This is a genomic window from Pseudomonas allokribbensis (assembly GCF_014863605.1).
GTDB classification, from domain to species: domain Bacteria; phylum Pseudomonadota; class Gammaproteobacteria; order Pseudomonadales; family Pseudomonadaceae; genus Aquipseudomonas; species Aquipseudomonas allokribbensis.
In genome coordinates this window covers 646,793-673,747 of the sequence record NZ_CP062252.1, presented here as the reverse complement: position 1 = coordinate 673,747, position 26,955 = coordinate 646,793, and the positions used below count along the sequence as shown (strand labels likewise).

Here is a 26,955-nt window from a genome sequence, read left to right as displayed (position 1 = left end):
AGCTACGATCATTGGCGGTCTATCGGGTGGGTTTGACGGTCACCGGCGCCTTGCCTGCCTTCATCTGCTCCAGCAACGGCGCGCACTGATTCGGCTCGCCGCCGCTCGGCGCCACCAGCGCCAGCAGCCCCGCCGCCGGCGCGGCGATCACGCCCAGCGCCACCATGCCGGCCCCGCGCAGGATCAGCGGCACCGCTTTCACCCCGGCATCCGGCTTGATGAATTTGCCGCGTACGTACAACGGCGAGCGCAGGGAGATCAGACGCCAGCCCTTGGATTCCGGGGTCACGGTCAGGTCCAGTTGCTCGGTGGCCATGTTCGCCGTGCCGTCGATGTAGATGATCGCGTTCTCGGTATCGAACACGAACAGCCGCGTGGTCGCCAGCCCGGTCTTGATGTCGAAGTCCGCCGCCGCGCAGTTGATCTTCACTTCCTTGTCGCCAAAGACTTTACCGACCACGTAGTTGCCGACGTTGAGGCCCGCCAGTTCCATCAGCTCACGACTGATCGCACCATCATTGATCAGCATCTTCAGGTTGCCGTTGGCACCGCCCAGCAGCTTGGCCACCGAGTTGCCGCGACCGCTGATGTCGGCGTCACCATTGAGTTCACCGAAACTGGTCTTCATCGGTTCGAAGGTCGGGAACAGTTGCTTGAGCTTGAACTTGCGCGCGGTCAGTTTTGCCCGACCTTCCAATGGTTCAGTGCGGCCATTGAGGCGGATCTGCGCATCAAGGTTGCCGCCGGCCACGCCGAAGCGCAGCGGCTCCAGGCTCAGTTCGCCGTCGTTGAGTTTGAGGTGGGTATAGAGGTCGGTGAACGGCAGCTTCTCGCTGTGGACGATGCGTTTGCCGGTGAATTCGACGTCGGCGTCCATATCGCGCCAGCGCTCGGTCTTGAACTCTTCCACCGGCAGCACTTTGTCCGCCGGCTGTTTGCTTTCACCGCCGCGGGCCTTTTGCTTGTCATTGGAGTCGGCACCGATCAACGGTGCGAGGTCGGCGAACAGCAGTTGATTGGACAGCAGCGCGCCACTCAGCTTGGGCCGTGGCTGACTGGCGACGTAGGCGAGATCGCCGTGAATGTCGCTGCCGCCGATCTTGCCGTTGAACTGTTCATAGCGGAACTGCGCGCCGTCCGGCTCATGCAGTTTGGCGATCAAATGACCGTCGGTGGCGTATGGCGGTGTGTCCGGGAGGGTGACACCGGTCAGCGGATAGAGATTGCCCAGGCTGGCGCCCGCCAGTTTCAGGCGCAGGTCGAGGGCGCCCAGGTTCAGCGGATCGGTCAGCGTGCCGGCGAGTTCGATGCTGGTGACGCCGATCTTCGCCTGGGCCTGCAGCGGGAACGGTTTGGCCGCGTCCTGCAAGGCCAGCAGACCGCCGATCTTGCCCTGGCCGGCGAGTTTCTGACCGTGGTACTGGCCGGTGACTTTCAGTGCGAAGGCATAATCCTGCGGTGCGCCGCCCTTTTCCAGCGCGGTTTTCGCCGCTTTGTCGCCGACGATTTCGCTGAACGGAATCGGTTTGCCCAGCGGGTCGATCAACAGGTCGAGGTTGGTCTTGAGGGTCTGGTCGTCCAGAGTGACGTGGCCCCTGTCGAAACCGATGGCGCCGATGTCCACCACCCAGCTCGAGGGCTCGGCATTCGGGTCCTTGGGATCGAACTTGAACGTCCAGTTGGCACGACCATCGGCCAGGCGCTGCAATTGCGCGTTGGGTTCAGTCAGGTCGATACGCGGGATCGTCACCCGTTGTGCCAGCAGCGCCAGCGGCGAAATGCGCAGTTCAACCCGCTTGAGGGTGACCATCTGCGGCTGCTTCGACCAATCCGGGTTGCCCAGGGTCAGGTCTTCGGCCACCACATGCGGCCACGGCACCCAGGCGCGCCAGCCGCCCTCGTCCGGCTCACGCTGCCAGACCACGGCGAGGTTGCCGTTGATGGCGAACGGTCGGTGCAATTCTTCCGAGACTTTGGCGTTGAGGGGCGGTTTGATCCGGTTCCAATCGAAGAACACGATGATCAGGACCAGCACCGCCAGCAACAGCACGAGGGTGGCGAAGGTCCAGGCGAAGATTTTACGCGTGCGCGTCATTGCACAAAGCTCCTGAAAACGACTGCGGATCGACGCCGCTGAAACGACGGGCCTTACAGGGCCCTCATGAAGTCTACGACTGACAAACAGCCCGCAGGTTTAATCGAAAGCCCCATCAGGGCCAAAAAACGGTCGCCATTCTGACCGATCGGTCGAGTCGGCGTTACCGGCCCCGCACTTTTGCGAGGCGCAAGTGGGTGGAAAATACCCACTGCGGTGCAAAACCGCTCGCCTGAAACGCCCGAGCTAGAGCCTCCCGAGCGAACAATCAATTCTGTTGATTATTACCATTGTGTTTATGAACTTTTATATCGACTTATCGAGAGTAGCATTAGCTTCGTACCCACTTTATCGCCCTCCCAAGGAGCAACCCATCATGAAACGCCAACTTCTGTTCAGTCTTACCCTCTCGATGCTGGCCAGCACCGCTTTCGCTCTGCCAGCCGCCGACCAGGCTACCCCGCAAGTGAAATCCAGCCACTCGGTGTTCAGCCAGACGGTTGCCGCTGACGGTTCTGACCGCACTCCACAAGGTCAGACCCTGGCTGAAAACGGTCGTAACCGCCTGGAAGAAAAAGGTCTGGTTCAAGATGGCTATGACAAGACCCCACAAGGTCAAACCGTAGCTGAAGGTGGCCGTGATCGTCTGGAGGAAAAAGGTCTGGTTCAAGACGGCTCGGATCGCACTCCACAAGGTCAAACCCTTGCTGCCGATGGTTCCGATCGCACCCCACAAGGCCAGACCCTGGCTGCTGATGGTTCCGACCGCACTCCACAAGGCCAAACCCTGGCTGCAGATGGCTACGACAAAACCCCACAAGGTCAAACCCTGGCCGAAGGTGGTGGTGACCGCGTGATCGAACGCAACAGCGCTTTGAGCTAAGCCCGTGGCGGCCTGGAAAAAAAGCCCAATCCCTGGATTGGGCTTTTGACTTTTCAGCAGCCTGTATAAAGAAGTCGCGATTTCCCGCTTCCATCTCCCCCGCTGCCGTTCGACGCCGACAAAGCCGATTTGCTAGAGTGCGGCGCTTGTCTTGCCTAAGAACACACCCTTGCGATGCTGCCCCGCGCCGAACAGAAACAACAGACCCGCAACGCCCTGATGGACGCTGCCCGCCACTTGATGGAAAGCGGCCGAGGATTCGGCAGCCTGAGCCTGCGTGAAGTGACGAAAACCGCTGGCATCGTGCCCACCGGTTTCTACCGGCATTTCGCCGACATGGACGAACTCGGCCTGGTGCTGGTCAGCGAAGTCGGCCAGACCTTCCGCGAAACCATCCGCCTGGTGCGCCACAATGAATTCGTCATGGGCGGGATCATCGATGCGTCGGTACGGATCTTCCTCGACGTAGTCAGTGCCAATCGTTCGCAGTTCCTGTTTCTGGCCCGTGAGCAGTACGGCGGATCGCTGCCGGTGCGTCAGGCCATTGGCCGTTTGCGTGAAAACATCAGTTCCGACCTGGCGGCGGATCTGGCCTTGATGCCCAAACTCCAGCACCTGAACCGTGAAGGCCTGAGCGTGATGGCCGACCTGATCGTCAAATCGGTGTTCGCCACCCTGCCGGACATCATCGATCCACCGGCCGAAGCCCTGCCCGAGCATCTGACGCCACAGGCGAAGATCACCCAGCAGTTGCGCTTCATCTTTATCGGGCTCAAGCACTGGCAAGGGCTCGGGAGTACCGAGTAAGCAGACCAAAATCGCAGCCTGGAGCTGCGATTTTTTTGCGCCGTAAATTGGTGCATGTAAAAACCTTCATGCACCAAAACACCTCACAATCCTGCAACATCTTGAAACATCCGCTAGGCTCCGACAGGGTTTTCCTACGTCTCGTCCGATTGGCAAGCCCCTTGCTCTAGCCTGAGCATTGTCCATAGCAGGAAGCTTTCCGATGCTGGTGATTCATCGCAGAATCGACCCTCAACCCGTCTGGGCCGCCGAGTTGCACCTGACTTTCGAAGCCCGGAGCAAAAGCCGCCTGCGCTGTTTCAGTGCCGAAGGCGAAGACGTCGGATTGTTTCTGGAGCGCGGCCAGCCGCCGCTGCATGACGGCGAATGCCTGCAAGCCGAAGATGGCCGGATCGTCCGGGTCTGCGCCCGCCCCGAACAATTGCTGCACGTCACCTGCGCCAACGCTTTCGAATTGACCCGCGCGGCCTATCACCTGGGCAATCGCCATGTTGCGCTGCAAGTCGGTGACGGCTGGTTGCGTCTGCTCGACGATTACGTACTCAAGGCGATGCTTGAACAACTGGGCGCGCAGGTCGAATCCATCGAAGCCCCGTTCCAGCCGGAACACGGCGCCTACGGTGGCGGCCATCACCATTCGCGACACGGTGACGAGGACTTCAACTACGCGCCGAAACTCCACCAGTTCGGCGTCCGTTTGTGAACCCGGCCTGGGCGCTGCTGCGCCTGGCCAGTCCGCAGTTGCCGATTGGCGGTTACAGCTATTCCCAAGGCCTGGAGATGGCGGTGGATAACGGCCGCGTCGACAGTCCGGACAGCGCTCGCCGCTGGATCAGCGATCAATTGCTGCTCAATCTCGCGCGGTTCGAAGCGCCGCTGCTGCTCGCCCATTGCCAGACCGCAGCGGACGAAAACTGGGATGAATTGCGCAAGCTCTGCGAAAGCCACCGCGCCAGCCGCGAAACCCGTGAACTGCATCTGGAGAGCCGGCAGATGGGCTACTCGTTGCAGCAATTGCTCAACGGCTTGCCCGAACTCGACGCACCGGCCCGCGATTTTCTTGAGCAATGCACCGAACCGCACCTGGCCCTGTGCTGGGCACTGGCGGCCCGCGCCTGGCAGATCAACCCACAGGACGCCCTCGCCGCCTGGATGTGGAGCTGGCTGGAAAACCAGCTCGCGGTGCTGATGAAAACCCTGCCGCTGGGCCAGCAAGCCGCCCAGCGCCTGACCAGCGAACTGCTGCCGCTGCTGCAACAGGCGCAGCAGGACGCCACCCGAATCAATCCCGAACACCTCGGCAGCGCCGCGTTCGGTCTGTCCCTGGCGTGCATGGCCCATGAGCGCCAGTACAGCCGCCTGTTCCGTTCCTAGGGCCTTTTATCTGGAGAATCACATGAACACACAACCCCTTCGCGTCGGCATTGGCGGCCCGGTCGGTTCCGGCAAAACCGCGTTGACCCTGGCCCTGTGTCTGGCGCTGCGCGAACGCTACAACCTGGCGGTGGTCACCAACGACATCTACACCCGCGAAGACGCCGACTTTCTGGTTCGCAATGAAGCGCTGGCGCCGGAACGCATCATCGGCGTGGAAACCGGTGGCTGCCCGCACACGGCGATTCGCGAAGACGCCTCGATCAACCTTGAAGCGGTGGATCAACTGAACCGGCGTTTTCCGGGACTGGACCTGATTCTGGTGGAGTCCGGCGGCGACAACCTTTCCGCCACCTTCAGCCCGGAGCTGTCCGACCTGACCATCTACGTGATCGACGTGTCGGCCGGCGACAAGCTGCCGCGCAAGGGCGGGCCCGGCATTTGCAAATCCGACCTGCTGGTGATCAACAAGATCGACCTCGCGCCGCTGGTCGGCGCCTCGCTGGAGATGATGAACAGCGACACTCAACGCATGCGCAACGGCAAGCCGTTCGTGTTCAGCAACCAGAAAACCGGTCAGGGCCTGGAAGACATCATCGCCTTCATCGAACGCCAGGGCCTGCTGACCGCAGCCTGATTCACTGATCAACAAGGAAGCTTATCCATGACACTCAAACGCATTCTCGGCGCCGTCGCACTCCTGCTGACACCGGCACTGGCCTTCGCCCACCCCGGACACGGCGACTCTGGCCTGGTGGCCGGCATCAGCCACCCGATCGGCGGCCTCGACCATTTGCTGGCGATGGTGGCCGTCGGCTTGTGGGCCGCGCAGCAACAAGGCGCCGCGCGCTGGGCGCTGCCGTGCACCTTTGTTGGCACCATGCTGATCGGCGGCCTGCTCGGCTTTGAAGGGCTGGAGTTGCCGGCGCTGGAAAGCGGGATTGCTGCCTCGGTACTGGCGCTGGGCCTGGCGGTGGCGCTGGCGGTGCGCCCGCCATTGGTGATGGCGGTGGCGGCAACGGCGCTGTTTGCGCTGTTCCATGGCGTGGCCCACGGTCTGGAGCTGCCGGACATGTCGAGCCCATGGGCGTATGCCGCCGGTTTCGTGGTCGCGACAGCTGCCCTGCATGCAACGGGTTATGCGGTCGTGCGTTTTCTGCCTCAGGCGGCTGCACCACTGGTGCGACTGGCCGGAGCCGCTTCGGCGGTGATGGGCGCGTGGTTGCTGGCCGGCTGAATGGCACCTCTGATCGCTCCCGCGCATGGCGCGGGAACGATCGATCGCCACTCTCTGCTACCATGTCGCGCAATCGCCCCTGCCGTGACGACGTCCGCCCATGCCCCACGCTTCCCGCTCCACCTCTCTGCCTGAATTGACCACCCTGTTCGGTGAAGTGCAACAGCACTTTCTGGACGTGATCGTGCCCCTCTGGCAAGGACCGGGCTGGAACGCCGACATGGCGTTGCCTTACGAAGCGCTGGACGCCGCGCATCAGCCGCTGCCACCGCAGCGCTATCGGGCCATGGCCTGCGCACGGCAGCTGTATCTGTTTTCCAGCCTGATCGGGGTTGTGGATAACGCCGAAGCTCGGGCGGCCGCACTGTTCCGCTCCCTGCAACGGCACTTCCACGATGCCGAGCACGGCGGCTGGTTCTACAGCATCGATCCGCAGGGCAAACCGCTGGATCAGCGCAAGGACCTCTACACCCACGCCTTCATCCTGTTCGCTTGCGCGCATTACTGGGAAAAGTCCCGCGAGCCCTTGGTCGAATCGACCCTGAACGCTGCGCTGGAAGTCATCGGCCGGCGTTTCGCCACCGGTGACGGCCTCTATGAAGCCTGCCTCGACCGTGACTGGATTACCCTGGAAACCGGCCCGCTGCAAAACCCATTGATGCACCTGGCCGAAGCCTTCCTGGCCACGCTGGCCGTGCGCGAAGACGCACAGGTCAAGCAAGCGCTGAGCGAGTTATGCACAGCCATGCACAAGCGTTTCGTCGATCCGCAACATGGCGTGCTGATGGAAAAACCGCTGGGGGCTGTGGATAACTGGTATGAACCGGGCCATCAGTTCGAGTGGTATTTCCTGCTGGAGTCCTCGCCCCTGCTGCGCGGTTCGAAACTGCATGCCGCCCTGGACCGGGCCTTTGCGTTCACCGAGCAGTTCGGTGTGGTGCAGCCGTCCGGTGCCGTGCGGGCCATGCTCGATCTGAATAGGGACGGACGCCCGAAAGATTCGACCCAGCGCATCTGGGCCCAGGCCGAATACCTGCGCGCGCTGACACTGCGTCCGGGCAGCGAAGCCGCCGTGCTGCGCCAGTTGCAGGCGTTGCAGCAGCGCTTCCTGCATGCAGGTGGCTGGAACGAGTGCCGCGACGAACAGGGCGAGGTCAGCCGCAAGGACATGCCGTCGACCACGCCGTATCACTTGGCGACCTGCTATCGCGGCCTCGCCGACTATCTGAGCTGACAGCCGTGGCGAGGGAGCAAACTCCCTCGCCACATAACATCAGGCAATCCACTTCCTGTCGCCAGTGAAGCTGATGGTCAGCCAGCGCGCCGCATCCGGTTTGCCCAGCTTCGCGGAAATCGCCTCGCGCAGCACATCCAGCTGGCCGACGCTCTGCAGTCGGTAATCCGCCGGCAACACCACATGAATCTCGATGAACCGCGCTCGCCCGTGTTTCTGCACATAGGACACGTAGTCGTCGAAACCATGCTCGACCTTGGCCGCGTCCATTACCTGACGGACTTGATCGTCCAGCGTGTCCGGCGCAATACCGAGCACGTCACGCAGCGCCGGGCCAAGGATCTTGAAGGCCGGCGGCAGCATGGTCAGGGCCAGCACGATGAGAATCAGCGGGTCGACAAATTTCGCCCATTCGCCATAGCCCTGGGACTTGAGCAGCAGCGCCGCGAGGAAACTGATCAACAGGCCCACCGACAGCATCGCGTCCACCAGCCAACTGATGTTGTCGAACTGGATCAGGCTCGACTTGAGCTTGCGATTACGGTGGCGCACGTAGAAGAAGTAGGCGAACTCGACAACGGTAAACACCGCCGCGTAGATGATCACCAGGCCCAGCTCGATTTCACGACCGCCGTTGATGATGCCGAACACGCCGTTGAGAAACGCATAGATCGCGATCAGCAGCAGGAAACTGCCCTCGATCAGCAGCACCATTGGCTCCAGATGCCAAAAGCCGAACTGGAAGCGCTGGTTGCTTTGCTTGGCGATGAGCTTCGCCGTGATCAGCATCAGGACTTTGATGAACGTTGCAATCAACGAAAAAAAGCCATCGAACAGGATGGACTGGGAACCCGAAACAAAACCGGTGACGATCCCGGCGATCGCCACGGCGAACATCAGGATGGTCGATTGTTTGAGCAGCGACTGCTCACCTCGGTTACTCACTTGAACTCCTCGAAAAACCTTGAAAACCGCAGGGTGCGGCGGGGTTGTTGAGGGATGAGTCTACCTTACTGCCAGATTCTGGCCGATTTGCCCTCTTCGCCAGCCCGCTGGCGAAGAGAACAAAACCGTATCAAGCCTTGTTACGCTCGATGGCAAAACCCGCCCAGGTCTGGCTCACCGGCATCAGCTCCAGGCTGTTGATGTTGATGTGCGCCGGTGCGTTCAACACCCAGAAGATGGTCTCGGCAATGTCCTGCGGCTGGATCGGCTCGGCACCGGCGTAGGTCGCGTCGTAACGCGCCTGATCGCCCGCGAAGCGCACCAGCGAGAACTCGCTCTCGCACAGCCCCGGCTCGATGTTGCTGACGCGTACGCCGGTGCCCTGCAAGTCGCAGCGCAGGTTCAGCGAGAACTGTTTAACGAACGCCTTGGTAGCGCCGTAAACGTGGCTGCCCGGGTACGGGTAGTTACCGGCGATGGAACCGAGATTGACGATACCGGCGCCGCGACCGTGGGCGATCAGGCGTGGCAGCAACAGGCGAGTGCTGTACATCAGGCCTTTGACGTTGGTGTCGACCATGGTGTCCCAATCATCGAGGTCGCACTTCGGTGCAGGATCCACGCCCAGCGCGAGACCTGCGTTATTGATCAGGCCGCGCAGCTTGGCGAAGGACGGCGGCAGGTTGGCAATCGCCTCCTCCATCGCCTTGCGATCACGCACGTCCAGCACCAGGCCATGCACTTCGGTCTGCTTCGACAGCTCGGCACACAGCGCGTTGAGGCGTTCTTCACGACGACCGGTCAGCACCAGTTTCCAGCCGGCCTCGGCAAAACGACGGGCACAGGCTTCACCAAAACCGGACGTCGCGCCGGTGATAAACAGGGTGTTGGACATCGTGTTCTCCTTGCTTCGGCCACCCGGGGCAGCCATTGGAATAGAAAATCAGCAGGCAGCATGCCCGGCCCCGCATTCACGAGCAACCACCGACTGGCGTGCATTTTTGCTCATTATTTGATCAATGCTCGCAACGCCTTGAGTGGCGTGGCCTGTAGCCACATGCACGCACGTTATCCACAAGCCCTTCCACAGTTTCCGGGGGCAAGTGGAAATGCGCAAAGCCACGCCACACAAGGCTTTGCGCCGCAAAAGCAAAGTTTTTCGCTTGACCCTGATCCGCCGATTGTGCCGGGCAAGGCATTTTGCACGACCGACCGGTCACCGCCGTGATTGCGCAGGGCCAGTAATCACGGCCCTTAGCGCAGTCTTTCCAGAGTTTAATCACAGACTTATCCACAGGCTTGCGCACATGCATTCGCCTGTTTTGCCATGGCCATAAAAAGGTTGACAAACGAACCCCCAGCAACTGGGAAAAGGCCTGATCAAAAAACAATCACTGGCCTGCAAGCCACGGTTTGAAAGGCTCTCAGCCAGCTACTCCCACGTTATTCACAGCCGGCTCCACAGCAAACGGGGACAAGTCAAAACTGTGGAAAAACAGCGATTTGCAGCGTCTATATGTCGCGCTTTGGCAGGTTGGGGATTTTGTTTTCCACAATTTCGGGAATGGCGTGGATCGTGATGGATTCTGGATACAAAAAAGCCCCGGGACTGGCGTCTCGGGGCTCTGTATCGCTGTGGAAAACCTGAAAACTCAGTGCCCGCCGAGATAGGCGTTACGCACCTCCTCATTCACCAGCAGTTCCTTGCCGGTGCCCGTCAGGCGGATCTCGCCGTTGACCATCACGTACGCCCGGTCGGACAGTTTCAACGCATGGTTGGCGTTCTGCTCGACAAGGAAAATGGTCATGCCGGTTTTCGCCAGTTCCCGCAGGGTGGCGAAGATCTGTTTGACCACGATCGGCGCCAGCCCCAGGCTCGGCTCATCCAGCAGCAACAGCTTGGGACGGCTCATCAGCGCCCGGGCGATGGCGAGCATCTGCTGTTCGCCGCCGGACATGGTCATTGCGCGCTGAGTGCGACGCTCTTCAAGCCGCGGGAACAGCTCGAACATGCGCTGCATGTCTTCCTTGGCGTACTTGTCGCCAATCGGGATGGTGCCCATCAGCAGGTTTTCCTCGACGGTCATGTCGGGGAACACCCGCCGCCCTTCCGGCGACTGCGCGATGCCGTTGGAGGCGATGTAGTGCGATGACTTGTGGGTGATGTCCACGCCTTGATAAACGATCTGTCCGCCTGCCGCCCGTGGCTGGCCGAAGATCGACATCAGCAGCGTCGACTTGCCCGCGCCGTTGGAGCCGATCAGGCTGACGGTTTCACCTTCGTTGATCTGCAGCGAGACGCCCTTGAGGGCCTGGATCGGGCCGTAGAACACGTCCAGATCCTTGAGTTCGAGGATGGGTTGCGTCATACGACTTCCTCTTCGTCAGCGCCCAGGTAAGCCGCAATCACCTTCGGATCGTGACGGATAGCCTCCGGACCGCCCTCGGCGATGACGATGCCGTGGTCCAGCACCACGATGTGATCGGAAATGCTCATTACCATGCCCATGTCGTGTTCGATCAGCACCACGGTCAGATCGTGCTCGTCGCGCAGCAGCCGGATCATCGCGCTCAGCGCTTCGGTTTCCTGAGGGTTGAGGCCGGCGGCCGGTTCGTCGAGGCAGATGATCTGCGGCCGAGTGCACATGGCCCGGGCAATCTCCAGACGGCGTTGCTGGCCGTAGGACAGTTCACCGGCCAGACGGTTGGCGCAGTCCACCAGATCCACCACTTCCAGCCAGTAGAACGCGCAGTCCAGCGCATCGCTTTCGGCCTTGCGATAGCCCTTGGTGTTGAGGATGCCGGCCAGCATGTTGCGGTTGACCCACATGTGCTGGGCCACCAGCAGGTTTTCCAGCACCGACATTTCCTTGAACAGGCGAATGTTCTGGAACGTCCGGGCCAGGCCCGCGCGGTTCACCAGGTGGGTGCCGCCGAACATCTTGTAATACAGGCGACTGGCGAAGCTCTTCGGTGAAACGAAGTCGGTCGGCTTGAACGACTCGCCCAGCAACTTGATGACGTTGGTCTGCTGGCCACGCACGTTGAGTTCGATCTTGCCGCCAGAGGCCTTGTAGAACCCGGTCAGGCAGTTGAACACCGTGGTCTTGCCGGCGCCGTTGGGGCCGATCAGGGCGAAGATCGAATTGCGTTTGACCTTCAGGCTGACGTCGCTCAAGGCCTTGATGCCACCGAAGTGCATCATCAGTTTTTCAACAGAGAGTACGACTTCACTCATGGCGCAGTCCTCTCATAGTGAATGGCACCTTTGCGTGGAGTGACCCCGGTACGGCTGATGCGGATCAGCCCGCGAGGTCGCCAGATCATCATCAACACCATCAGGATCCCGAACAGCAGCACACGGTATTCGGCGAAGCCGCGCAGCAGTTCCGGAGCAACCGTCAGCACGAACGCTGCGATCACCACACCGATGGTCGAACCCATGCCGCCGAGCACGACGATGGCGAGGATCAGCGCCGATTCGAAGAAGGTGAACGAGGTCGGGTTGACGAAGCCTTGATAGGTGGCGAAGAACACACCTGCCAGACCGGCGGTGGATGCACCGATAGTGAACGCCGAGAGTTTGACCAGCACGTGGTTGAGGCCCATCGAGCGGCAGGCGATCTCGTCTTCACGCAGGGCTTCCCAGGCGCGGCCAACCGGCATCTTCACCAGACGATGCTTGATGTACAGCACGGCCAGCACCACCAGGAACAACACCGCATAGATGAAGTAATACTTCACGTCCGGGTTGTAGGCGATGCCGAAGAACTCGTGGAACGGCACCCCGCCATCCTTCGCCCGCTTGCCGAACTCCAGGCCGAAGAAGGTCGGCAGTGGCGCCGGCATGCCATTCGGGCCGCCTGTTAGCGACAGCCAGTTGTTGAGGATCAGACGGATGATTTCACCGAAACCGAGGGTCACGATCGCCAGGTAGTCGCCGTGCAGTCGCAACACCGGGAAACCGAGGATGCAACCGGCCAGCCCGGCAGTGATTGCCGCCAGCGGCAGCACCGTCCAGAAACCCAGGCCGAGGTACTGATACCCGAGCGCCAGACCGTAGGCACCGATGGCGTAGAACGCCACGTAACCGAGGTCGAGCAGGCCGGCCAGACCGACCACGATGTTCAGTCCCAACCCCAACAGTACGTAGATCAAACCGAGGATGACCACGCCCAGCAGGTAGGAGTTGGAAACGAACGGCACGGCCACGGCCAGCACGATCAGCAGCGGGATGATCCAGCGCAGCCTGGATTTGTGATCGGCGGGCAGCACATGCACGCCGGAACCGGTGCTCTCGAATCCTTCGAGGATTTTCAGGCCCTTGGGGGTTTGCAGGAACAGGCTGAGGGCAAACCGGCCGGCCATGACGATGGCAATGATCCACGCCACGCGGGTCGGTTCGAGGTTGAAGCTGTAGCCATCGAGAACGACGCCGACAATCGGCCCGAACACGATCAGGGCAATCAGACCGGCGAGAATCGCCTCAACCAGGCTTTTTTTGACATCTATGGATTTTGTAGTGGTTGAAGACATCGCTTACACCTTCGACACAAGAGGACGGCCCAGCAGGCCCTGAGGCCGGAAGACCAGAACAAGTACGAGCAGCGAGAAGCTGAACACGTCTTTGTAGTCGGAGTTGACCAGGCCCGAGAACAGCGACTCGGAGATCCCGAGGATGATCCCGCCGAGCATGGCGCCAGGCAGCGAGCCGATCCCGCCGAGCACCGCGGCAGTGAACGCCTTGATGCCGATGACGAAGCCTGCGTAGAAGTCGAACGTGCCGTAGTTCATGGTGATCAGCACGCCGGCCAGGGCCGCCATCGCTGCACCGATGATGAACACGTAGGAAATCACCCGGTCGGTGTTGATCCCCAGAATCGAAGCCATCTTGCGGTCTTGCTGGGTCGCGCGGCACATGCGGCCGAGCTTGGTGTACTTGATCACGTAGGTCAGCAGGCCCATCCCGACGAACGCCGCGACGAGAATGAAGATCTTGGTGTAGGTCAGCTGGACGAAGCCCGAGCCGACGTCGATGCGCCAGGCACCGGTGAGCAGCGTCGGAACACCCTGTTGACGGGCGCCCTGGCTGATCTGCGCATAGTTTTGCAGGATCAGGGAGATACCGATGGCGCTGATCAGCGGTGCCAGTCGGGTGGAGTTGCGCAGTGGTTTGTAGGCGATGCGTTCGATGACCCAGCCATACACCCCCGTGACGACGATGGTGAAGACCAGTGTGCCGAGCATCAGCAGCGGGAAGGATTCGATACCGAAGTAAGCCAGCAGAGCCAGACTGATTGCCGCGAGGTAAGCGGAAATCATGTAAACCTCGCCGTGGGCGAAGTTGATCATGCCGATGATGCCGTAGACCATTGTGTAGCCGATGGCGATCAGGCCATAGACCGACCCGAGGGTCAGGCCGTTGACCAGTTGCTGCAGGAAAATACCATCCATAACGCAATCTCACGCAGTGAGAACCTGCACACCCTGGGGCGCGCGGTTCTTCTAGGAAAAATACAGATGTACGTCGGAGCAATGTCAGCCACGACCGGGCTGGCCCCCACAGAATTTCTGCAGAGGTCAGCCGATCGCGTCAGCCCTTACTTCTGTTTTTCCAGCTGGTGATATTTGCCGTCCTTGTCCCACTGATAAACCACGTAGTCGGACACTTTCAGGTCGCCCTTGGCGTCCCAGGTCTTCTCGCCCATCACGGTTTTCACAGGGTTGGCTTTCAGCCATTTGGCAGCGTCTTCGCCCTTGTTGGACTTGGCGCCGTTGAAGCCCGCAGCCAGTGCTTGAACTGAAGCGTAGGCGTACAGGGTGTAGCCTTCAGGCTCGGTGCCGGCCTTGCGGAAAGCATCCACTACAGTCTTGCTTTCCGGCAGCAGGCGCGGGTCGGCGCCGAAGGTCATCAGCACGCCGTCGACGTATTGCGGGCCGCCAGCGGTGGTCACCAGTTCGTCGGTCACGATGCCGTCGTCAGACATGAACTTCACGTCTTTCAGGCCTTCGGTACGCAGTTGCTTGACCAGTGGACCGGCTTCCGGGTGCAGGCCGCCGAAGTAGACCACGTCGGCACCGGCCGCGCGGATCTTGGTGACCACGGCGCTGAAGTCTTTCTCGCCACGGGTCAGGCCTTCGTACAGCACCGGCGTCACGCCGCGCTTGGTCAACTGTGCCTTGGTCGCATCGGCCAGGCCCTGACCGTAGGTGTCCTTGTCGTGCAGCACGGCCACTTTCTTGCCCTTGAGCACGTCGACGATGTAGTCGCCGGCGACGATGCCTTGCTGGTCGTCACGCCCGCACATACGGAACATGGCGCTCAGACCGCGCTCGGTCACTTGTGGGTTGGTGGAACCCGGCGTGATCGCGATGATGCCGGCTTCGTCGTAGATCTCCGACGCAGGAATGGTGGAGGACGAGCAGAAGTGGCCAACCACACCGGCGACTTTCTGGTTGGTGAGGTCCTTGGCGACCGTCACCGCCTGTTTCGGTTCGCAGGCGTCATCGCCTTTGACCAGGACAATTTTCTCCCCGTTGACGCCGCCCGCCGCGTTGACCGCATCGGCCGCCGCTTGTGCCCCCTTCATGTACTGCTCGCCAAATGCCGCGTTGGCGCCAGTCATAGGGCCCGCCACACCGATTTTCACATCAGCTTGTGCAAACGCAGAAACACCCAGCGCAGTAGCCACTGCGAGGGCCAGAAAGCCTTTCTTGTAAAACGTCTGGGACATGAGGTGGTGCTCCAAGGTTTTTTTTAGTTGGCACTGCGACTTCACTGGATTGCTCAGAGCAAGGGCCGTGCCATCGGTTTTTTATTCTTCAAAAAGTCGCTGCTTTCTTGTTATTTCGACTGTTTCGTTCCCATTTTCATTGGGCGTGCAACCGTCTAAACCGCGGAAGGTGAAACCATTTATTTTTTCAGGCGCAACCCGCACGCGCCATCATTGCAACCGCGGCGCCAAACGACGTGCAACCAGCCTGTAACAGCCCGCGTCACCGAACTGCACACTGCTGGTGCGGGACTGCTACAACCCGCACCATTACAGGCTAGTCGCTACGCCGAAAAGCGCCGCTTCACGCAACATATTTCAACACTCAAATGACAATGCGCAGGCACTGGCCCGCGTGATACAGCGAGAACCCGGCCTCGTACAGACAACTGCGCAAACCCACGCCCGCCAGGGGCTGCATCGGTGCAAAGGGAATCGGCAACGCTTGAGGATTTCCGTTACACAGGTAGTCGGCGAAGGCTTTGCCGACCACGGTGCCGGTGGTCACGCCACGGCCGTTGTAACCGGTGACGGCCACCAGTCCCGGCGCGGGCTCGAACAGGCGCATCAAATGATCGGGAGTAAAAGCGATGCGCCCGGTCCAGGTGCATTCCCACTCCACAGGTTTGAGGTTGGGGAAGTAATACTGCTGCACCCGGTCGGCCCAGGCCTTGAGGAACCAGGTCGGTTTCTGATTGCCGTTGCCAAGGCTGCCCAGCAACAGACGCCCGTCCTTGTCGCGACGGATGCTGCTCAGCACCTGGCGGGTATCCCACGAGCCCTGCCCGCCCGGGAGGATTTCCTGGGCAGCGTCTTCGGTGAGCGGCACCGAAGCGACCTGATAGTAGTAACCGGGAAAGAAATTGCGTTTGAGTTCGGTCCAGTCGCCTTCGGTGTAGGCGTTGGAAGCGATCACCACTTGTTCGGCGAGCACCGAACCCTGCTCGGTCTGCACCGACCATTTCGGCCCCTGGCGCTCAAGACGCGAGACCGGGGAATGATCGAACATCTGCCCGCCAAGGCTGATGACAGCGTTGGCCAGCCCGGTGACATAAGCCATCGGGTTGAGCGTGCCGGCACGCCGGTCGAGCAACGCGGCGGCAATCTTCTGCGTCCCGGTCGCCTGTTCACAGGCCTTGCCGGTCAGCAGTTCGACCGGCGCACCGCGGCGTTTCCACTGTTCTTCGCGACTGCGCAGATCCGCCTCACCCTTGGCGTTGTGCGCCATGTGCAGGGTGCCTTCACGGCGCAACTGGCAATCGATGTTGTATTTATCCACAAGGCTGAACACCAGCGCCGGCGCCGCACCGAGCATGCGGTTGAGCTGGCTGCCGACCGCTTCGCCGAAGCCGGCTTCGATCTCGTCCGGCGGAATCCACATCCCGGCGTTGACCAGTCCGACGTTGCGCCCGGAACCACCATGCCCGGCGCGATGGGCTTCCAGCACGCAGACGCTTTTGCCCTTCTCCAACAGATGCAGCGCCGCCGACAGCCCGGTAAACCCGGCGCCGATCACGCAGACATCGACTTTGACTTCGCCCCTGAGCGCCGTGTTATCCGGTCGTTGCGGCGTGAGTTTTTCCCACAGACATTCTTCGCGTAACGGCATTGCCAGACTCCAACAGAAACCTGCCAAACACACCAAAATGACCGTTCCCACGCAGAGCGTGGGAACGGTCGATAGCTTTGAGAAAACTGTCAGTCGAACGTAATGCCCTGCGCCAGCGGCAACTCCAGCGAGTAGTTCACGGTGTTGGTCTGCCGGCGCATGTAAGCGCGCCATGCATCCGAGCCCGACTCGCGACCACCACCCGTCTCTTTCTCGCCACCGAACGCGCCGCCGATTTCCGCGCCGCTCGGGCCGATGTTGACGTTGGCGATGCCGCAGTCACTGCCGACCGCCGACATGAATTTCTCGGCCTCGCGCACATCGGTGGTGAAGATGCACGACGACAGGCCTTGCGGCACCGCGTTGTTCAGGCGCAGCGCCTCTTCGAAGTCGCTGTAGCCAACCACGTACAGGATCGGCGCGAAGGTCTCGCTGCACACCACGTCGCTCTGCTCCGGCATTTCAACGATGGCCGGCGACACGTAGTAGGCGTTGGGGAATTGGTCTTCCAGTTGGCGCTTGCCGCCGAACACCCGGCCGCCCTCGCTCAGTGCTTGCTCCAGCGCGTCCTGCATGTTTTCGAAGCTGTGCTTGTCGATCAGCGGGCCGATCAGGTTGCCTTCCAGCGGGTGACCGATGCGGACCTTGGAGTACGCGGCTTTGAGGCGGGTGACGATTTCTTCTTTCACCGATTCATGGGCGATCAGGCGACGCAAGGTGGTGCAACGCTGACCGGCGGTGCCGACTGCGCTGAACAGGATGGCGCGCACGGCCATGTCCAGATCGGCGCTCGGGCCGAGGATCATCGCGTTGTTGCCGCCCAGCTCAAGAATGCTGCGGGCGAAGCGTGCGGCGACTTTCGGCGCCACTTCGCGGCCCATGCGGGTGCTGCCGGTGGCGCTGATCAGCGCGACGCGCGGGTCATCCACCAGCGCTTCGCCGGCATCGCGGCCGCCGATGATGACCTGGCACAGATTGGCCGGCGCATCACTGAAGTTCTTCACCACACGATCAAACAGCGCCTGACAGGCCAGCGCGGTCAGCGGGGTTTTCTCCGACGGTTTCCACACCACCGGGTTGCCGCAGACCAGCGCCAGCGTGGTGTTCCACGCCCACACCGCGACCGGGAAGTTGAACGCACTGATCACGCCGACCACGCCCAGCGGATGCCAGGTTTCACGCATGTGGTGGCCCGGGCGCTCGGAAGCGATGGTCAAACCGTACAACTGGCGGGACAGGCCGACGGCGAAGTCGCAGATGTCGATCATCTCCTGCACTTCACCCAGGCCTTCCTGAGTAATCTTGCCGGCCTCCCAGGAAACCAGTTCGCCAAGATCATTCTTGTACTCGCGCAGCACTTCGCCGAACTGGCGCACCAGCTCGCCGCGACGCGGGGCCGGCACCTTGCGCCATTGTTCGAACGCATGATCTGCGCGACTGATGTGCTGCTCGACTTCGGCCGGGCCTTCCCAGTTCACGGCGGCGATGCGGCTGCCGTCGATGGGCGAATGCACCGGCACTTTGCCGTTCTGGTACAGGGCCGGGTTCACACCAAGACGATCAAGCAATGCGGCAACCATGGGTCACTCCTCAAGCAAAAAACTGAATGTGTGCGGGCGCGTTTTCACGACCGGGCAGACCTTTAGTTGTAGCGTCAGGAAGGCTGTGCAACAAACGACCTTTACGCGAGATATCATTCCGTTTATTCATGCTGCGCAGAAAGACAAGAAAAGGATCGCCCATGCTGAACAAACGCCACTTGCCGTCGATCACCGCGTTGCAGTGCTTCGAGGCCGTGACCCGGCACCTGAGTTTCACCCGGGCCGCCGAGGAACTGAACCTGACCCAGAGCGCCGTCAGCAAGCAGGTGGCGCAACTCGAAGAATTGTTACAGCACTTGTTGTTCCGTCGGGTACGCCGCCGTTTGCAGATGACCCCGGCCGGCGATCTGTACCTGGTGGAAGTCAGAAAAATCCTGACCCAGGTCGAGATGTCGACCCATTACCTGCGTTCCTACGGCGGCGAGACCGAAGTCCTGCGCGTCTCCACGCCCTCGACCTTCGGCGCACGCTGGCTGGTGCCGCGCCTCAAGGGCTGGCGCCTGCGCCATCCGTCGATTCATCTGGACCTGTGCAACGAGCAGGAGGCCGATGACTTGCTGCAAGGGCGCAGCGACCTGGCGTTCTATTTCGGCCAGGGTTCACGCCCCGGCACCGAATGCCTGAAGTTGTTTGGCGAGGAACTGGTGCCGGTCTGCGCACCGAGCAGCCTGCCGGACACTCCGTTGACTGATCCAACGCAACTCACCGATCTGGTCCTGCTGCAGAATGCTTCGCGCCCACAGGCGTGGCACGACTGGTTCGACAGCCAGGGCTACCAGACCGAACACAGCTACCACGGCCCGCGCTTCGAAACCTTTTATATGTGCATCCGCGCCGCGCAGGTCGGCTGCGGCGTCGCCCTGTTACCAAGGTTTCTGGTGGAAGAGGAATTGGCCGACGGCAAACTGGTCATTCCCTGGCAGCATGCAATGCCCAGCACCGATGCGTATTACCTGGCCTACCCGGAACACGCGGCGGAAGTGCCCAAGGTGCGGGATTTCGTGAAGTGGATGCTGGAGCAGATCGACAGTCCTGATGCGGTCTGAGGCTCCGCGCCGGGATAAAAATCGCTGGCAATCCACACCCCGGATATGAGCCACTAGCGCCATTGATTGATACCGCGCCAACGCGCGGTCCGCCTGGAGACCCCGTTATGAGCGAGAGTGTGTTTGCCGATCGCATCGTGCAGAACCTGCTCGACACCGACTTCTACAAACTGACGATGATGCAGGCGGTGCTGCACAACTACCCCAACGTCGAAGTCGAATGGGAGTTTCGTTGCCGTAACAGTGAAGATCTGCGCCCCTATCTGGCGGAGATCCGCTTCCAGGTCGAGCGTCTGGCCGAGTTGAGCCTGAGCGCCGATCAGTTGAGTTTCCTGGAGCGCATCAGCTTCCTCAAACCTGACTTTCTGCGATTCCTCGGCCTGTTCCGCTTCAACCTGCGCTACCTGCACACCGGCATCGAGAACGGCGAACTGTTCATCCGTCTGCGCGGGCCGTGGCTGCATGTGATTCTGTTCGAAGTGCCGCTGCTGGCGATCGTCAGCGAAGTGCGCAACCGCTATCGCTACCGAGAAACGGTGCTGGAACAGGCCCGCGAACAGCTTTACCGCAAGTTCGACTGGCTGACGGCCAACGCCTCGACCGAAGAATTGTCGCAGTTGCAGGTCGCCGATTTCGGCACACGCCGGCGGTTTTCCTACCGCGTGCAGGAAGAAGTGGTGAACGTGCTCAAGCATGATTTCCCCGGGCGTTTCGTCGGCACCAGCAACGTGCACCTGTCCCGCGAACTGGACATGAAACCGCTGGGCACCATGGCCCACGAATGGATCATGGCCCACCAGCAACTCGGCCCGCGACTGATCGACAGCCAGATCGCCGCCCTCGATTGCTGGGTCCGCGAGTACCGCGGTTTGCTGGGGATCGCCCTGACCGACTGCATCACCACCGACGCGTTCCTAGGCGATTTCGATCTGTTCTTCGCCAAGCTGTTCGACGGTTTGCGCCATGACTCCGGAGATCCGGTGCAGTGGGGCGAAAAATGCATCGCCCACTATCACAAGCTCGGCATCGACCCGATGAGCAAGACCCTGGTGTTCTCCGACAGCCTGACGCTGCCCAAGTCGCTGGAGATCTTCCGGGCGCTGCGGGGCCGGATCAATGTCAGCTTCGGCATCGGCACCAACCTCACCTGTGACATTCCGGGTGTCGAACCGATGAGCATCGTGCTTAAAATGACCGCCTGCAACGGCCAACCGGTGGCGAAGATCTCCGACGAGCCGGGCAAGACCCACTGCAAAGACCCGAATTTCGTCGCCTATTTGCGACACGTTTTCCAGGTTCCTGCCGTTTCCAGCCTTTCTAGCAAGGAGTGAATTCATGCAAGCCGTACAGCGTGAGATTGCTGAACAGCTCAACGTTCAGCCGCCGTTCGCCGATTACCAGGCCCTCGAAGCGGAAGTCGCCCGACGCATCACCTTCATCCAGGATTGTCTGACCAATTCCGGGCTCAAGACCCTGGTGCTGGGCATCAGCGGCGGTGTCGACTCGCTGACCGCAGGCCTCCTGGCCCAGCGCGCCATGCGTGAACTGCGCGAGCGCACCGGCGACAACGGCTACAAGTTCATCGCTGTGCGCCTGCCGTACGACGTGCAGTTCGATGAACACGACGCCCAGGCCTCGGTGGACTTCATCGCCCCGGACGAACGCCACACCGTCAACATCGGCCCGGCAGTGAAATCCCTGGCCGGCGAAGTCGCAGCCTTCGAAGGCAAGCACGCGGTGTCGGTGGATTTCGTGCTCGGCAACACCAAGGCGCGGATGCGCATGGTCGCCCAGTACACCATCGCCGGCGCGGCCCATGGCCTGGTGATCGGTACCGATCACGCGGCGGAAGCGGTGATGGGTTTCTTCACCAAGTTCGGTGACGGCGCCTGCGACCTGGCCCCGCTCAGCGGTCTGGTGAAAAATCAGGTCCGGGCCATCGCCCGCAGCTTCGGCGCACCGGAATCGCTGGTGGAAAAAGTGCCGACGGCGGACCTGGAAGACCTGTCGCCGGGCAAACCGGACGAAGCCTCCCACGGCGTGACCTACGCCGAGATCGACGCCTTTCTGCACGGCGAGCCGGTGCGTCAGGAAGCGTTCGACATCATCGTCAACACGTACAAGAAGACCCATCACAAACGCGTCATGCCGTTTGCGCCTTGAATCCAGGGCATAAAAAAAGCGTCCCTCGGGACGCTTTTTTTTGACCGTGTTTTTCTTACTTCACGGTCACTGTGCCTTTCATCATCGAGATGTGGCCCGGGAACGAGCAGAAGAAACCGTAATCGGTGCCGGGTGCCAGTTTCGATACGTCGATGGTCAGCGAATCTTTCTCGCCGGCGCCAATGATCTTGGTGTGGGCGATGACGCGCTCGTCACCGTCCTTCAGGTAGTTCTTGTCGATGCCCGCGGCCAGGCCGTCAGTGGCGATCGGCTGCATGTCAGCGGTCTTGCTGACCACCAGGTTGTGGCCCATGACGTTCTTCGGCAGGCTGCCGGAATGGGTCAGTTCGACGGTGAAAGTCTTGCAGCTCTTGTCGATCACGATCTCCTTGGTGGTGAAGGACATCTGGTCGGTGGAGTCAACGGTGGTTTTGCACTCGGCAGCCATCAATTGGCTGCTGGCCAGCGCCAGCAGGGATACCGCAACAACTTTGGAAAACATGGTGAATCTCCAAGGCAGGGTTAACAAAAACACGAATGGGGGAAAGACTGCCTGAAATCTTCGCAAGTTCCTATGACTTGAGTCAAAAATTGTATACAACTTTCAGGCTATGACACTCATCGAAACAATCTAACAGCCAGACGTTTGGCCGGGCCGTATCTTCAGGGCTCAACTCTCATCTGGAGCATCAGTCATGTCCTTCAACAGTCTGTTGTGCAGCCTGCTCGCCGCCTACGCCTGTGGCGCCAGCGGCACCTATGAAACCCCGAAACGCGAAGTCTAGCCCTTGGATCAAGGCGTGCCAGCCATTACCCTGTGACGGATTGACCCAGGAGGAAGGCATGTCTCTCACATCCGTTTGTGTATTTTGCGGTGCCAACGCCGGCACCACCCCGGCGTACACCGAAGCCGCCATCGCCCTCGGCAAAGCCATTGCCGAGCGCAAACTGACGCTGGTCTACGGCGGTGGCGCCGTCGGCCTGATGGGGATTGTCGCGGACGCCGCGCTGGCGGCCGGCGGCGAAGTAATCGGCATCATCCCGCAGAGCCTGATGGACAAGGAAATCGGTCACAAGAGCCTGTCGCGCCTGGAAGTCGTCGACGGCATGCACGCCCGCAAGGCGCGCATGGCCGAGCTCAGCGATGCGTTCATCGCCCTGCCGGGTGGCCTCGGCACGCTTGAAGAGCTGTTCGAAGTCTGGACCTGGGGCCAGCTCGGCTACCACGGCAAGCCGCTGGGCCTGCTGGAAGTGAACGGTTTCTACAGCAAACTCACTGCATTTCTCGATCACATCGTCGGCGAAGGCTTCGTTCGCGCACCGCACCGTGACATGCTGCAAGTGAGCGAATCGCCGCAAACGCTGCTCGATGCTCTCGACCAGTGGAAGCCGACCGTCACGCCAAAGTGGGTCGACCAGAAACCCGGTTAACCCCCGGGCACCGATACAGGGCAGAATACGCGCCGCTCAACCTCACCTTCGACCCAAGAGGATCGCCCATGGCCAAACCCAATTACTCCTTCGCCAAGCGTCAACGTGACCTGGCCAAGGAACAGAAGAAAGAGGAAAAGCTTCAGCGCAAGAAACAGATGGCTGAAGAAGCGGCACTGAACCCTGACGGTGAAGTGGCGACCGATGATGATGTTGATGCACCGAAAGACCCGGCGCCCGACGCCTGAGCAACACCGCAGGACCACTGAACGCAAAACCTGCAGGATCGGGCTTGCCCGCTCCTGCAGTGTGCTTCATCACTCATTCAGTGGCATCACCGTGACCCGGACCTCGGGATCATGGCTCCCCCCTCCCAGAATCACCCCGCGCAACGGCGACACATCGGAAAAATCCCGGCCCCAGGCCAGGGTGATGTGCTCCAGTGCCGGTTGCACATTGTTGGTCGGATCGAAATCCACCCAACCCAACACCGGGCAAAACACCGACACCCAGGCATGGGACGCATCGGCGCCGATCAATCGCGGTTGCCCCGGTGGTGGCCGTGTCAGCAGATAGCCGCTGATGTAGCGCGCCGCCAATCCTCGGGAACGCACGCAGGCCAGCATCAGGTGGGCAAAGTCCTGACAGACTCCGCGCCGCCGCTCCAGCACCTCGACCAGCGGAGTCGCGACTTGCGTCGCCTCGGCATCGAAGGTGAATTCGTCGAAGATCTTTTCCATCAACGCCTGCACGCCCAGCAGCAACGGTCGCCCAGGCGGAAAACAGCTTTCGGAGAACTCGACGAAACTGCGCTTCAAGTGAACGTAGGGTGACTGAAACCGGTAGCGACAAGCCTCCAGCAATTCGGCAGACAACGGCTGGCTGCTGTAGGTCAGCGCATTGCGCGTCAATTCCCAGGCCGGGGACAGATTGAAATCCAGCGCCGGCCGCGCCAGCACCTCGACCGTCAGCCGTGCGTTGACCTGCAATTCATCATGAGGCCGTTCGAACGCCAGGCGCGTCAGCGGATTACCGAATACATCCTGTTCGTCACGACGTGCGGTCGGCTCCGGACTGATCAGCAATTGCTGCTCGGTGCAGCGCTGCCAGGCGCACTCACGGGGCCACAGATGCGCCAGCTGCTGTGCCAGCGAGACCGGGCTGTCGTAGTGATAACAAGTGTCGTGAAGGATCTGGTAGTGGGCATTCATCAGACGGACACCGTGCGCTGGCTGACATCATCGACATGGGCGAAATGGCGCAGGGCCAGACGATCGGACACCTGGCCGCTGGCGTCGGCGATGTCTTGCAGCAGATCCGCCAGCCCGTCGAGGGCCGCACGTACGCTGGATTCGCCGAACAGGGGATTTTCCAGACAACCCAGGTCGAAGCGCGCCAGACGCTCGACCAGTTCTGGCAACCCGGCCTCCCTCGGCACACCGAAATCATCGTTCAGACGCTTGAGGGTGCGCGTCACCAGTTTCAACTGGAACAACACCGCATGGGGGTTCTGCTCGTCCAGCAGCAACAGGTCGAGCACCGGAATCAACTGCGCCACCGCCAGATAGCGCGAACGATAGGTGATGCTGCTGTTGCCCAGTTCCAGCAACCACTCAAGCCCCGCTTGATCGAACGCCCCGGCGCCGCGCAGGAAACCCGCGAGGCTGCTGCTGAGAAATTGCAGGCGCTCGATGCGCCGGCCGATCATCAGGAAGCGCCAGCCTTCGTCACGGGTCATGTCGTCGAGGGCAAACCCGGACAGCGCCGCCAGCGACATCACCAGCCGGTTGAGAAAATCCAGCAGCTCGCCGAAGTCCGGCTCGTCGGTGTCCAGTTCCGTCGCCTCGCGCTGCAACTCCACCAGCGCCTGCCAGTTCTCCCGCGAGAGCTTGCCGCGCACCTGCGACGCCGCCCACTGCAAGCGTTGCAGGTTGGAACGCAAGCTGAACGACCAGTCCTCGCCGAGCAAAGCCGCGAGCAGGCGCTCCGGCAACTCGCCTTCGTCTGGCAGCAGCATCAGGCGCTCACCGAGCTCCACGGCAGCCTGCAAGGCTTGTGGATCGTCACCGTCGACGTACCGCGCCAGCATGATCCGCAACAACCGCGCGCTGTCGTCACAGCGCTCGCAGTAACGACCGAACCAGAACAGGTTTTCCACCACCCGCGACGGCAGATACGGATCGCGCCGCACCAGATCAGGCACACCGATGTTGCGCTGCGCCTTCCATTGTTCACCGCTTGGCGGCCGCTCGCCCAGCACCCAGGTGTCCTTGCTCGCGCCGCCGCGCTGCATCGACACCACTTCGGCATCGGCTTCGGCCGCCACCCGGGTCAGGCCACCGGGCAGCACTCGATAGCCGTCGCGACTGGCCACCGCGTACATGCGCATGCCGATGGCTCGCGGTTGCAACTGGCCGTCCTCGGGCTGCCAGATCGGCGCGTGGGACAGTTGCGCAAGTTCTTGCGCGACATAGGCATAAGGCCGGGCCTGCATGCGCTCGGCGAGACTCTGGCGCTGTTTTTCGCTCAAATCACGTCCGAAAACGGGCGCAAAACTCTGGGATGGGAAAGCCGGTTTGATCAGCAGTTCCGGCAATTTTTCCAACGCTTGGGCCAGTACCGGCGCCTCTCCACACCACCAGGTGGCGATGGAGGGCAGGATCAGTTCTTCGCCGAACAGGTGCTGATTGATCTTCGGCAAGAAACCCAGCAGCCCCGGCGACTCCAGCACGCCGCTGCCCAGCGCGTTGGCCACCAGCACCCGGCCCTGGCGCACGGCCTCAAGCAGCCCGGGAACGCCCAGCGCCGAATCCGTGCGCAGTTCCAGCGGATCGCAGAAGTCATCGTCGAGCCGACGCATGATCGCGTGAACCCGACGCAGACCACTGAGGGTTTTCAGGTAGACCGTGGCATCGCGCACCGTCAGGTCACCGCCCTCCACCAGCGGATAGCCGAGCTGGCGTGCGAGATAAAGATGTTCGAAATAGCTTTCGTTGAAACGCCCCGGGGTCAGCAACACCACCAGCGGCGCGTCATCGTCGCAGGGTGCCTGACGGGCCAGGGTTTCCTGCAAGGTACGGAAGAATCCGGCCAGATGCTGCACTTTCAAGTCCCGGTACAGCTCGGGGAAGGCCCGGGACACGATGGTGCGGTTTTCCAGCGCATAGCCGGCACCGGACGGCGCCTGGGTACGATCCGCCGTCACCCACCAGCGCCCGTCCGGTGTGCGCGCCAGATCCACGGCATACAGATGCAGAAAGGCCCCGTCCGGTGGCGAGATACCCTGACAGGGCCAGAGGAAGTTGTTGTGACCGAACACCAGCTCCGCCGGCAGCAACCCTTCGCTGATCAGCCGCTGCGGACCGTACAGATCCGCCAGCACCGCATTGAGCAGGCGCGCGCGCTGGGCGATCCCGGCCGACAGCTGTTGCCACTCGTCAGCGGCGATCACATGGGGCAGCAGGTCCAGTTCCCACGGACGATCCGCGCCCTTGGGGTCGGCATAGACATTGTAGGTGACGCCGTTTTCCTGAATCTGCCGGGTCAGCAATGCCTGACGCTGCACCAATTGCGTCGGGGTGCTGCGCTGCAATTGGTCGAACAGCCGCTGCCAGTGCGGACGCACCGCCCCGCCGGCGTCGAGCAGTTCGTGGTAAGTGCCCGCCGTCAGCGGGTAGCGGTCAAGCAGGTCAGGCATGGAAAGCTCGGCAGCCAGCAAGGAACGGTCAGACTAACGCAGGCACATGACGCCCGGATA

At 61.3% G+C, this 26,955-nt stretch carries 25 protein-coding genes; 12 read left to right on the top strand and 13 right to left on the bottom strand.

What is annotated here, in order from left to right; all coding sequences use genetic code 11:
- Positions 1-19: 19 nt before the first annotated feature.
- Complete coding sequence (locus tag IF199_RS02975) at positions 20-2,095, bottom strand: AsmA family protein (RefSeq protein ID WP_192559641.1); 2,076 nt, start codon at positions 2,093-2,095, stop codon at positions 20-22.
- A 376-nt stretch (positions 2,096-2,471) separates the two neighbouring features.
- Here IF199_RS02975 and IF199_RS02970 point away from each other — a divergent pair, with 376 nt between their 5' ends.
- The 7 genes from IF199_RS02970 to IF199_RS02940 all read left to right on the top strand — a co-directional run bounded on the left by IF199_RS02970 (position 2,472) and on the right by IF199_RS02940 (position 7,630).
- Positions 2,472-2,978: a hypothetical protein gene (locus IF199_RS02970; protein WP_096819789.1), complete on the top strand. Its 507-nt coding sequence runs from the start codon at positions 2,472-2,474 to the stop codon at positions 2,976-2,978.
- A gap of 174 nt (positions 2,979-3,152) precedes the next feature.
- The gene (locus IF199_RS02965) at positions 3,153-3,785 is read left to right on the top strand and encodes a TetR family transcriptional regulator (protein ID WP_096819790.1); all 633 of its coding nucleotides are present in this window, start codon (positions 3,153-3,155) and stop codon (positions 3,783-3,785) included.
- A 202-nt stretch (positions 3,786-3,987) separates the two neighbouring features.
- On the top strand, positions 3,988-4,488 hold the full coding sequence (ureE, locus tag IF199_RS02960) for an urease accessory protein UreE (protein ID WP_096819791.1): 501 nt from the start codon (positions 3,988-3,990) through the stop codon (positions 4,486-4,488).
- Positions 4,485-5,159: an urease accessory protein UreF gene (locus IF199_RS02955; protein WP_192559640.1), complete on the top strand. Its 675-nt coding sequence runs from the start codon at positions 4,485-4,487 to the stop codon at positions 5,157-5,159. Before ureE ends, IF199_RS02955 begins: the two co-directional genes overlap by 4 nt.
- Before the next feature lie 22 nt (positions 5,160-5,181).
- Complete coding sequence (gene ureG / locus IF199_RS02950) at positions 5,182-5,796, top strand: urease accessory protein UreG (protein WP_007950645.1); 615 nt, start codon at positions 5,182-5,184, stop codon at positions 5,794-5,796.
- Between the two features lie 27 nt (positions 5,797-5,823).
- Complete coding sequence (locus IF199_RS02945) at positions 5,824-6,396, top strand: HupE/UreJ family protein (protein WP_192559639.1); 573 nt, start codon at positions 5,824-5,826, stop codon at positions 6,394-6,396.
- Positions 6,397-6,496: 100 nt separating this feature from the next.
- Complete coding sequence (locus IF199_RS02940) at positions 6,497-7,630, top strand: AGE family epimerase/isomerase (protein ID WP_192559638.1); 1,134 nt, start codon at positions 6,497-6,499, stop codon at positions 7,628-7,630.
- Between the two features lie 39 nt (positions 7,631-7,669).
- Here the strand turns inward: IF199_RS02940 and IF199_RS02935 are convergent, their stop codons facing one another.
- The 9 genes from IF199_RS02935 to amaB all read right to left on the bottom strand — a co-directional run bounded on the left by IF199_RS02935 (position 7,670) and on the right by amaB (position 18,537).
- Positions 7,670-8,575, bottom strand: a complete 906-nt coding sequence (locus tag IF199_RS02935; RefSeq protein ID WP_102620120.1) for a cation diffusion facilitator family transporter — start codon at positions 8,573-8,575, stop codon at positions 7,670-7,672.
- Positions 8,576-8,705: 130 nt separating this feature from the next.
- Positions 8,706-9,470, bottom strand: coding sequence for an SDR family oxidoreductase (locus tag IF199_RS02930; RefSeq protein WP_007950653.1), 765 nt, complete (start codon positions 9,468-9,470; stop codon positions 8,706-8,708).
- A 757-nt stretch (positions 9,471-10,227) separates the two neighbouring features.
- Complete coding sequence (locus IF199_RS02925) at positions 10,228-10,944, bottom strand: ABC transporter ATP-binding protein (RefSeq protein ID WP_096819796.1); 717 nt, start codon at positions 10,942-10,944, stop codon at positions 10,228-10,230.
- Positions 10,941-11,813: an ATP-binding cassette domain-containing protein gene (locus IF199_RS02920; protein WP_192559637.1), complete on the bottom strand. Its 873-nt coding sequence runs from the start codon at positions 11,811-11,813 to the stop codon at positions 10,941-10,943. The genes IF199_RS02925 and IF199_RS02920 overlap by 4 nt, the downstream gene beginning before the upstream one ends.
- Positions 11,810-13,111 (bottom strand): high-affinity branched-chain amino acid ABC transporter permease LivM, encoded by a 1,302-nt coding sequence (gene livM, locus IF199_RS02915; protein WP_096819798.1) that lies wholly within the window; start codon positions 13,109-13,111, stop codon positions 11,810-11,812. The genes IF199_RS02920 and livM overlap by 4 nt, the downstream gene beginning before the upstream one ends.
- 3 nt (positions 13,112-13,114) lie before the next feature.
- Positions 13,115-14,029 carry an ABC transporter permease subunit gene (locus IF199_RS02910; RefSeq protein ID WP_007950661.1) on the bottom strand — a complete coding sequence of 305 codons (915 nt, stop codon included), beginning with the start codon at positions 14,027-14,029 and terminating at the stop codon, positions 13,115-13,117.
- A 146-nt stretch (positions 14,030-14,175) separates the two neighbouring features.
- A complete protein-coding gene (locus tag IF199_RS02905) occupies positions 14,176-15,309 on the bottom strand; it encodes an ABC transporter substrate-binding protein (RefSeq protein ID WP_096819799.1) in 1,134 nt (377 codons plus the stop codon).
- Positions 15,310-15,673: 364 nt separating this feature from the next.
- The gene (gene amaA / locus IF199_RS02900; RefSeq protein WP_192559636.1) at positions 15,674-16,957 is read right to left on the bottom strand and encodes an L-pipecolate oxidase; all 1,284 of its coding nucleotides are present in this window, start codon (positions 16,955-16,957) and stop codon (positions 15,674-15,676) included.
- 89 nt (positions 16,958-17,046) lie between these two features.
- Positions 17,047-18,537: an L-piperidine-6-carboxylate dehydrogenase gene (gene amaB / locus IF199_RS02895; RefSeq protein WP_096819801.1), complete on the bottom strand. Its 1,491-nt coding sequence runs from the start codon at positions 18,535-18,537 to the stop codon at positions 17,047-17,049.
- 161 nt (positions 18,538-18,698) lie between these two features.
- On the opposite strand from amaB, the gene IF199_RS02890 reads away from it, so the two are divergent.
- From IF199_RS02890 to nadE, 3 genes are all read left to right on the top strand, one after another.
- Complete coding sequence (locus IF199_RS02890) at positions 18,699-19,604, top strand: LysR family transcriptional regulator (RefSeq protein ID WP_007950669.1); 906 nt, start codon at positions 18,699-18,701, stop codon at positions 19,602-19,604.
- 107 nt (positions 19,605-19,711) lie between these two features.
- On the top strand, positions 19,712-20,935 hold the full coding sequence (gene pncB, locus IF199_RS02885) for a nicotinate phosphoribosyltransferase (protein ID WP_102620123.1): 1,224 nt from the start codon (positions 19,712-19,714) through the stop codon (positions 20,933-20,935).
- 4 nt (positions 20,936-20,939) lie between these two features.
- A complete protein-coding gene (gene nadE, locus IF199_RS02880; protein ID WP_096819803.1) occupies positions 20,940-21,767 on the top strand; it encodes an ammonia-dependent NAD(+) synthetase in 828 nt (275 codons plus the stop codon).
- A 55-nt stretch (positions 21,768-21,822) separates the two neighbouring features.
- Here the strand turns inward: nadE and azu are convergent, their stop codons facing one another.
- The gene (azu, locus tag IF199_RS02875; protein ID WP_192559635.1) at positions 21,823-22,269 is read right to left on the bottom strand and encodes an azurin; all 447 of its coding nucleotides are present in this window, start codon (positions 22,267-22,269) and stop codon (positions 21,823-21,825) included.
- A 341-nt stretch (positions 22,270-22,610) separates the two neighbouring features.
- On the opposite strand from azu, the gene IF199_RS02870 reads away from it, so the two are divergent.
- Positions 22,611-23,198: an LOG family protein gene (locus IF199_RS02870; RefSeq protein WP_192559634.1), complete on the top strand. Its 588-nt coding sequence runs from the start codon at positions 22,611-22,613 to the stop codon at positions 23,196-23,198.
- A gap of 68 nt (positions 23,199-23,266) precedes the next feature.
- Positions 23,267-23,446: a hypothetical protein gene (locus IF199_RS02865; RefSeq protein ID WP_085732676.1), complete on the top strand. Its 180-nt coding sequence runs from the start codon at positions 23,267-23,269 to the stop codon at positions 23,444-23,446.
- Positions 23,447-23,515: 69 nt separating this feature from the next.
- Here IF199_RS02865 and IF199_RS02860 read toward each other — a convergent pair whose 3' ends face one another.
- Both IF199_RS02860 and IF199_RS02855 read right to left on the bottom strand, forming a co-directional pair.
- Positions 23,516-24,409, bottom strand: a complete 894-nt coding sequence (locus IF199_RS02860; RefSeq protein WP_096819806.1) for a transglutaminase family protein — start codon at positions 24,407-24,409, stop codon at positions 23,516-23,518.
- Positions 24,409-26,895 carry a circularly permuted type 2 ATP-grasp protein gene (locus tag IF199_RS02855; protein ID WP_192559633.1) on the bottom strand — a complete coding sequence of 829 codons (2,487 nt, stop codon included), beginning with the start codon at positions 26,893-26,895 and terminating at the stop codon, positions 24,409-24,411. Before IF199_RS02855 ends, IF199_RS02860 begins: the two co-directional genes overlap by 1 nt.
- Positions 26,896-26,955 lie beyond the last annotated feature (60 nt).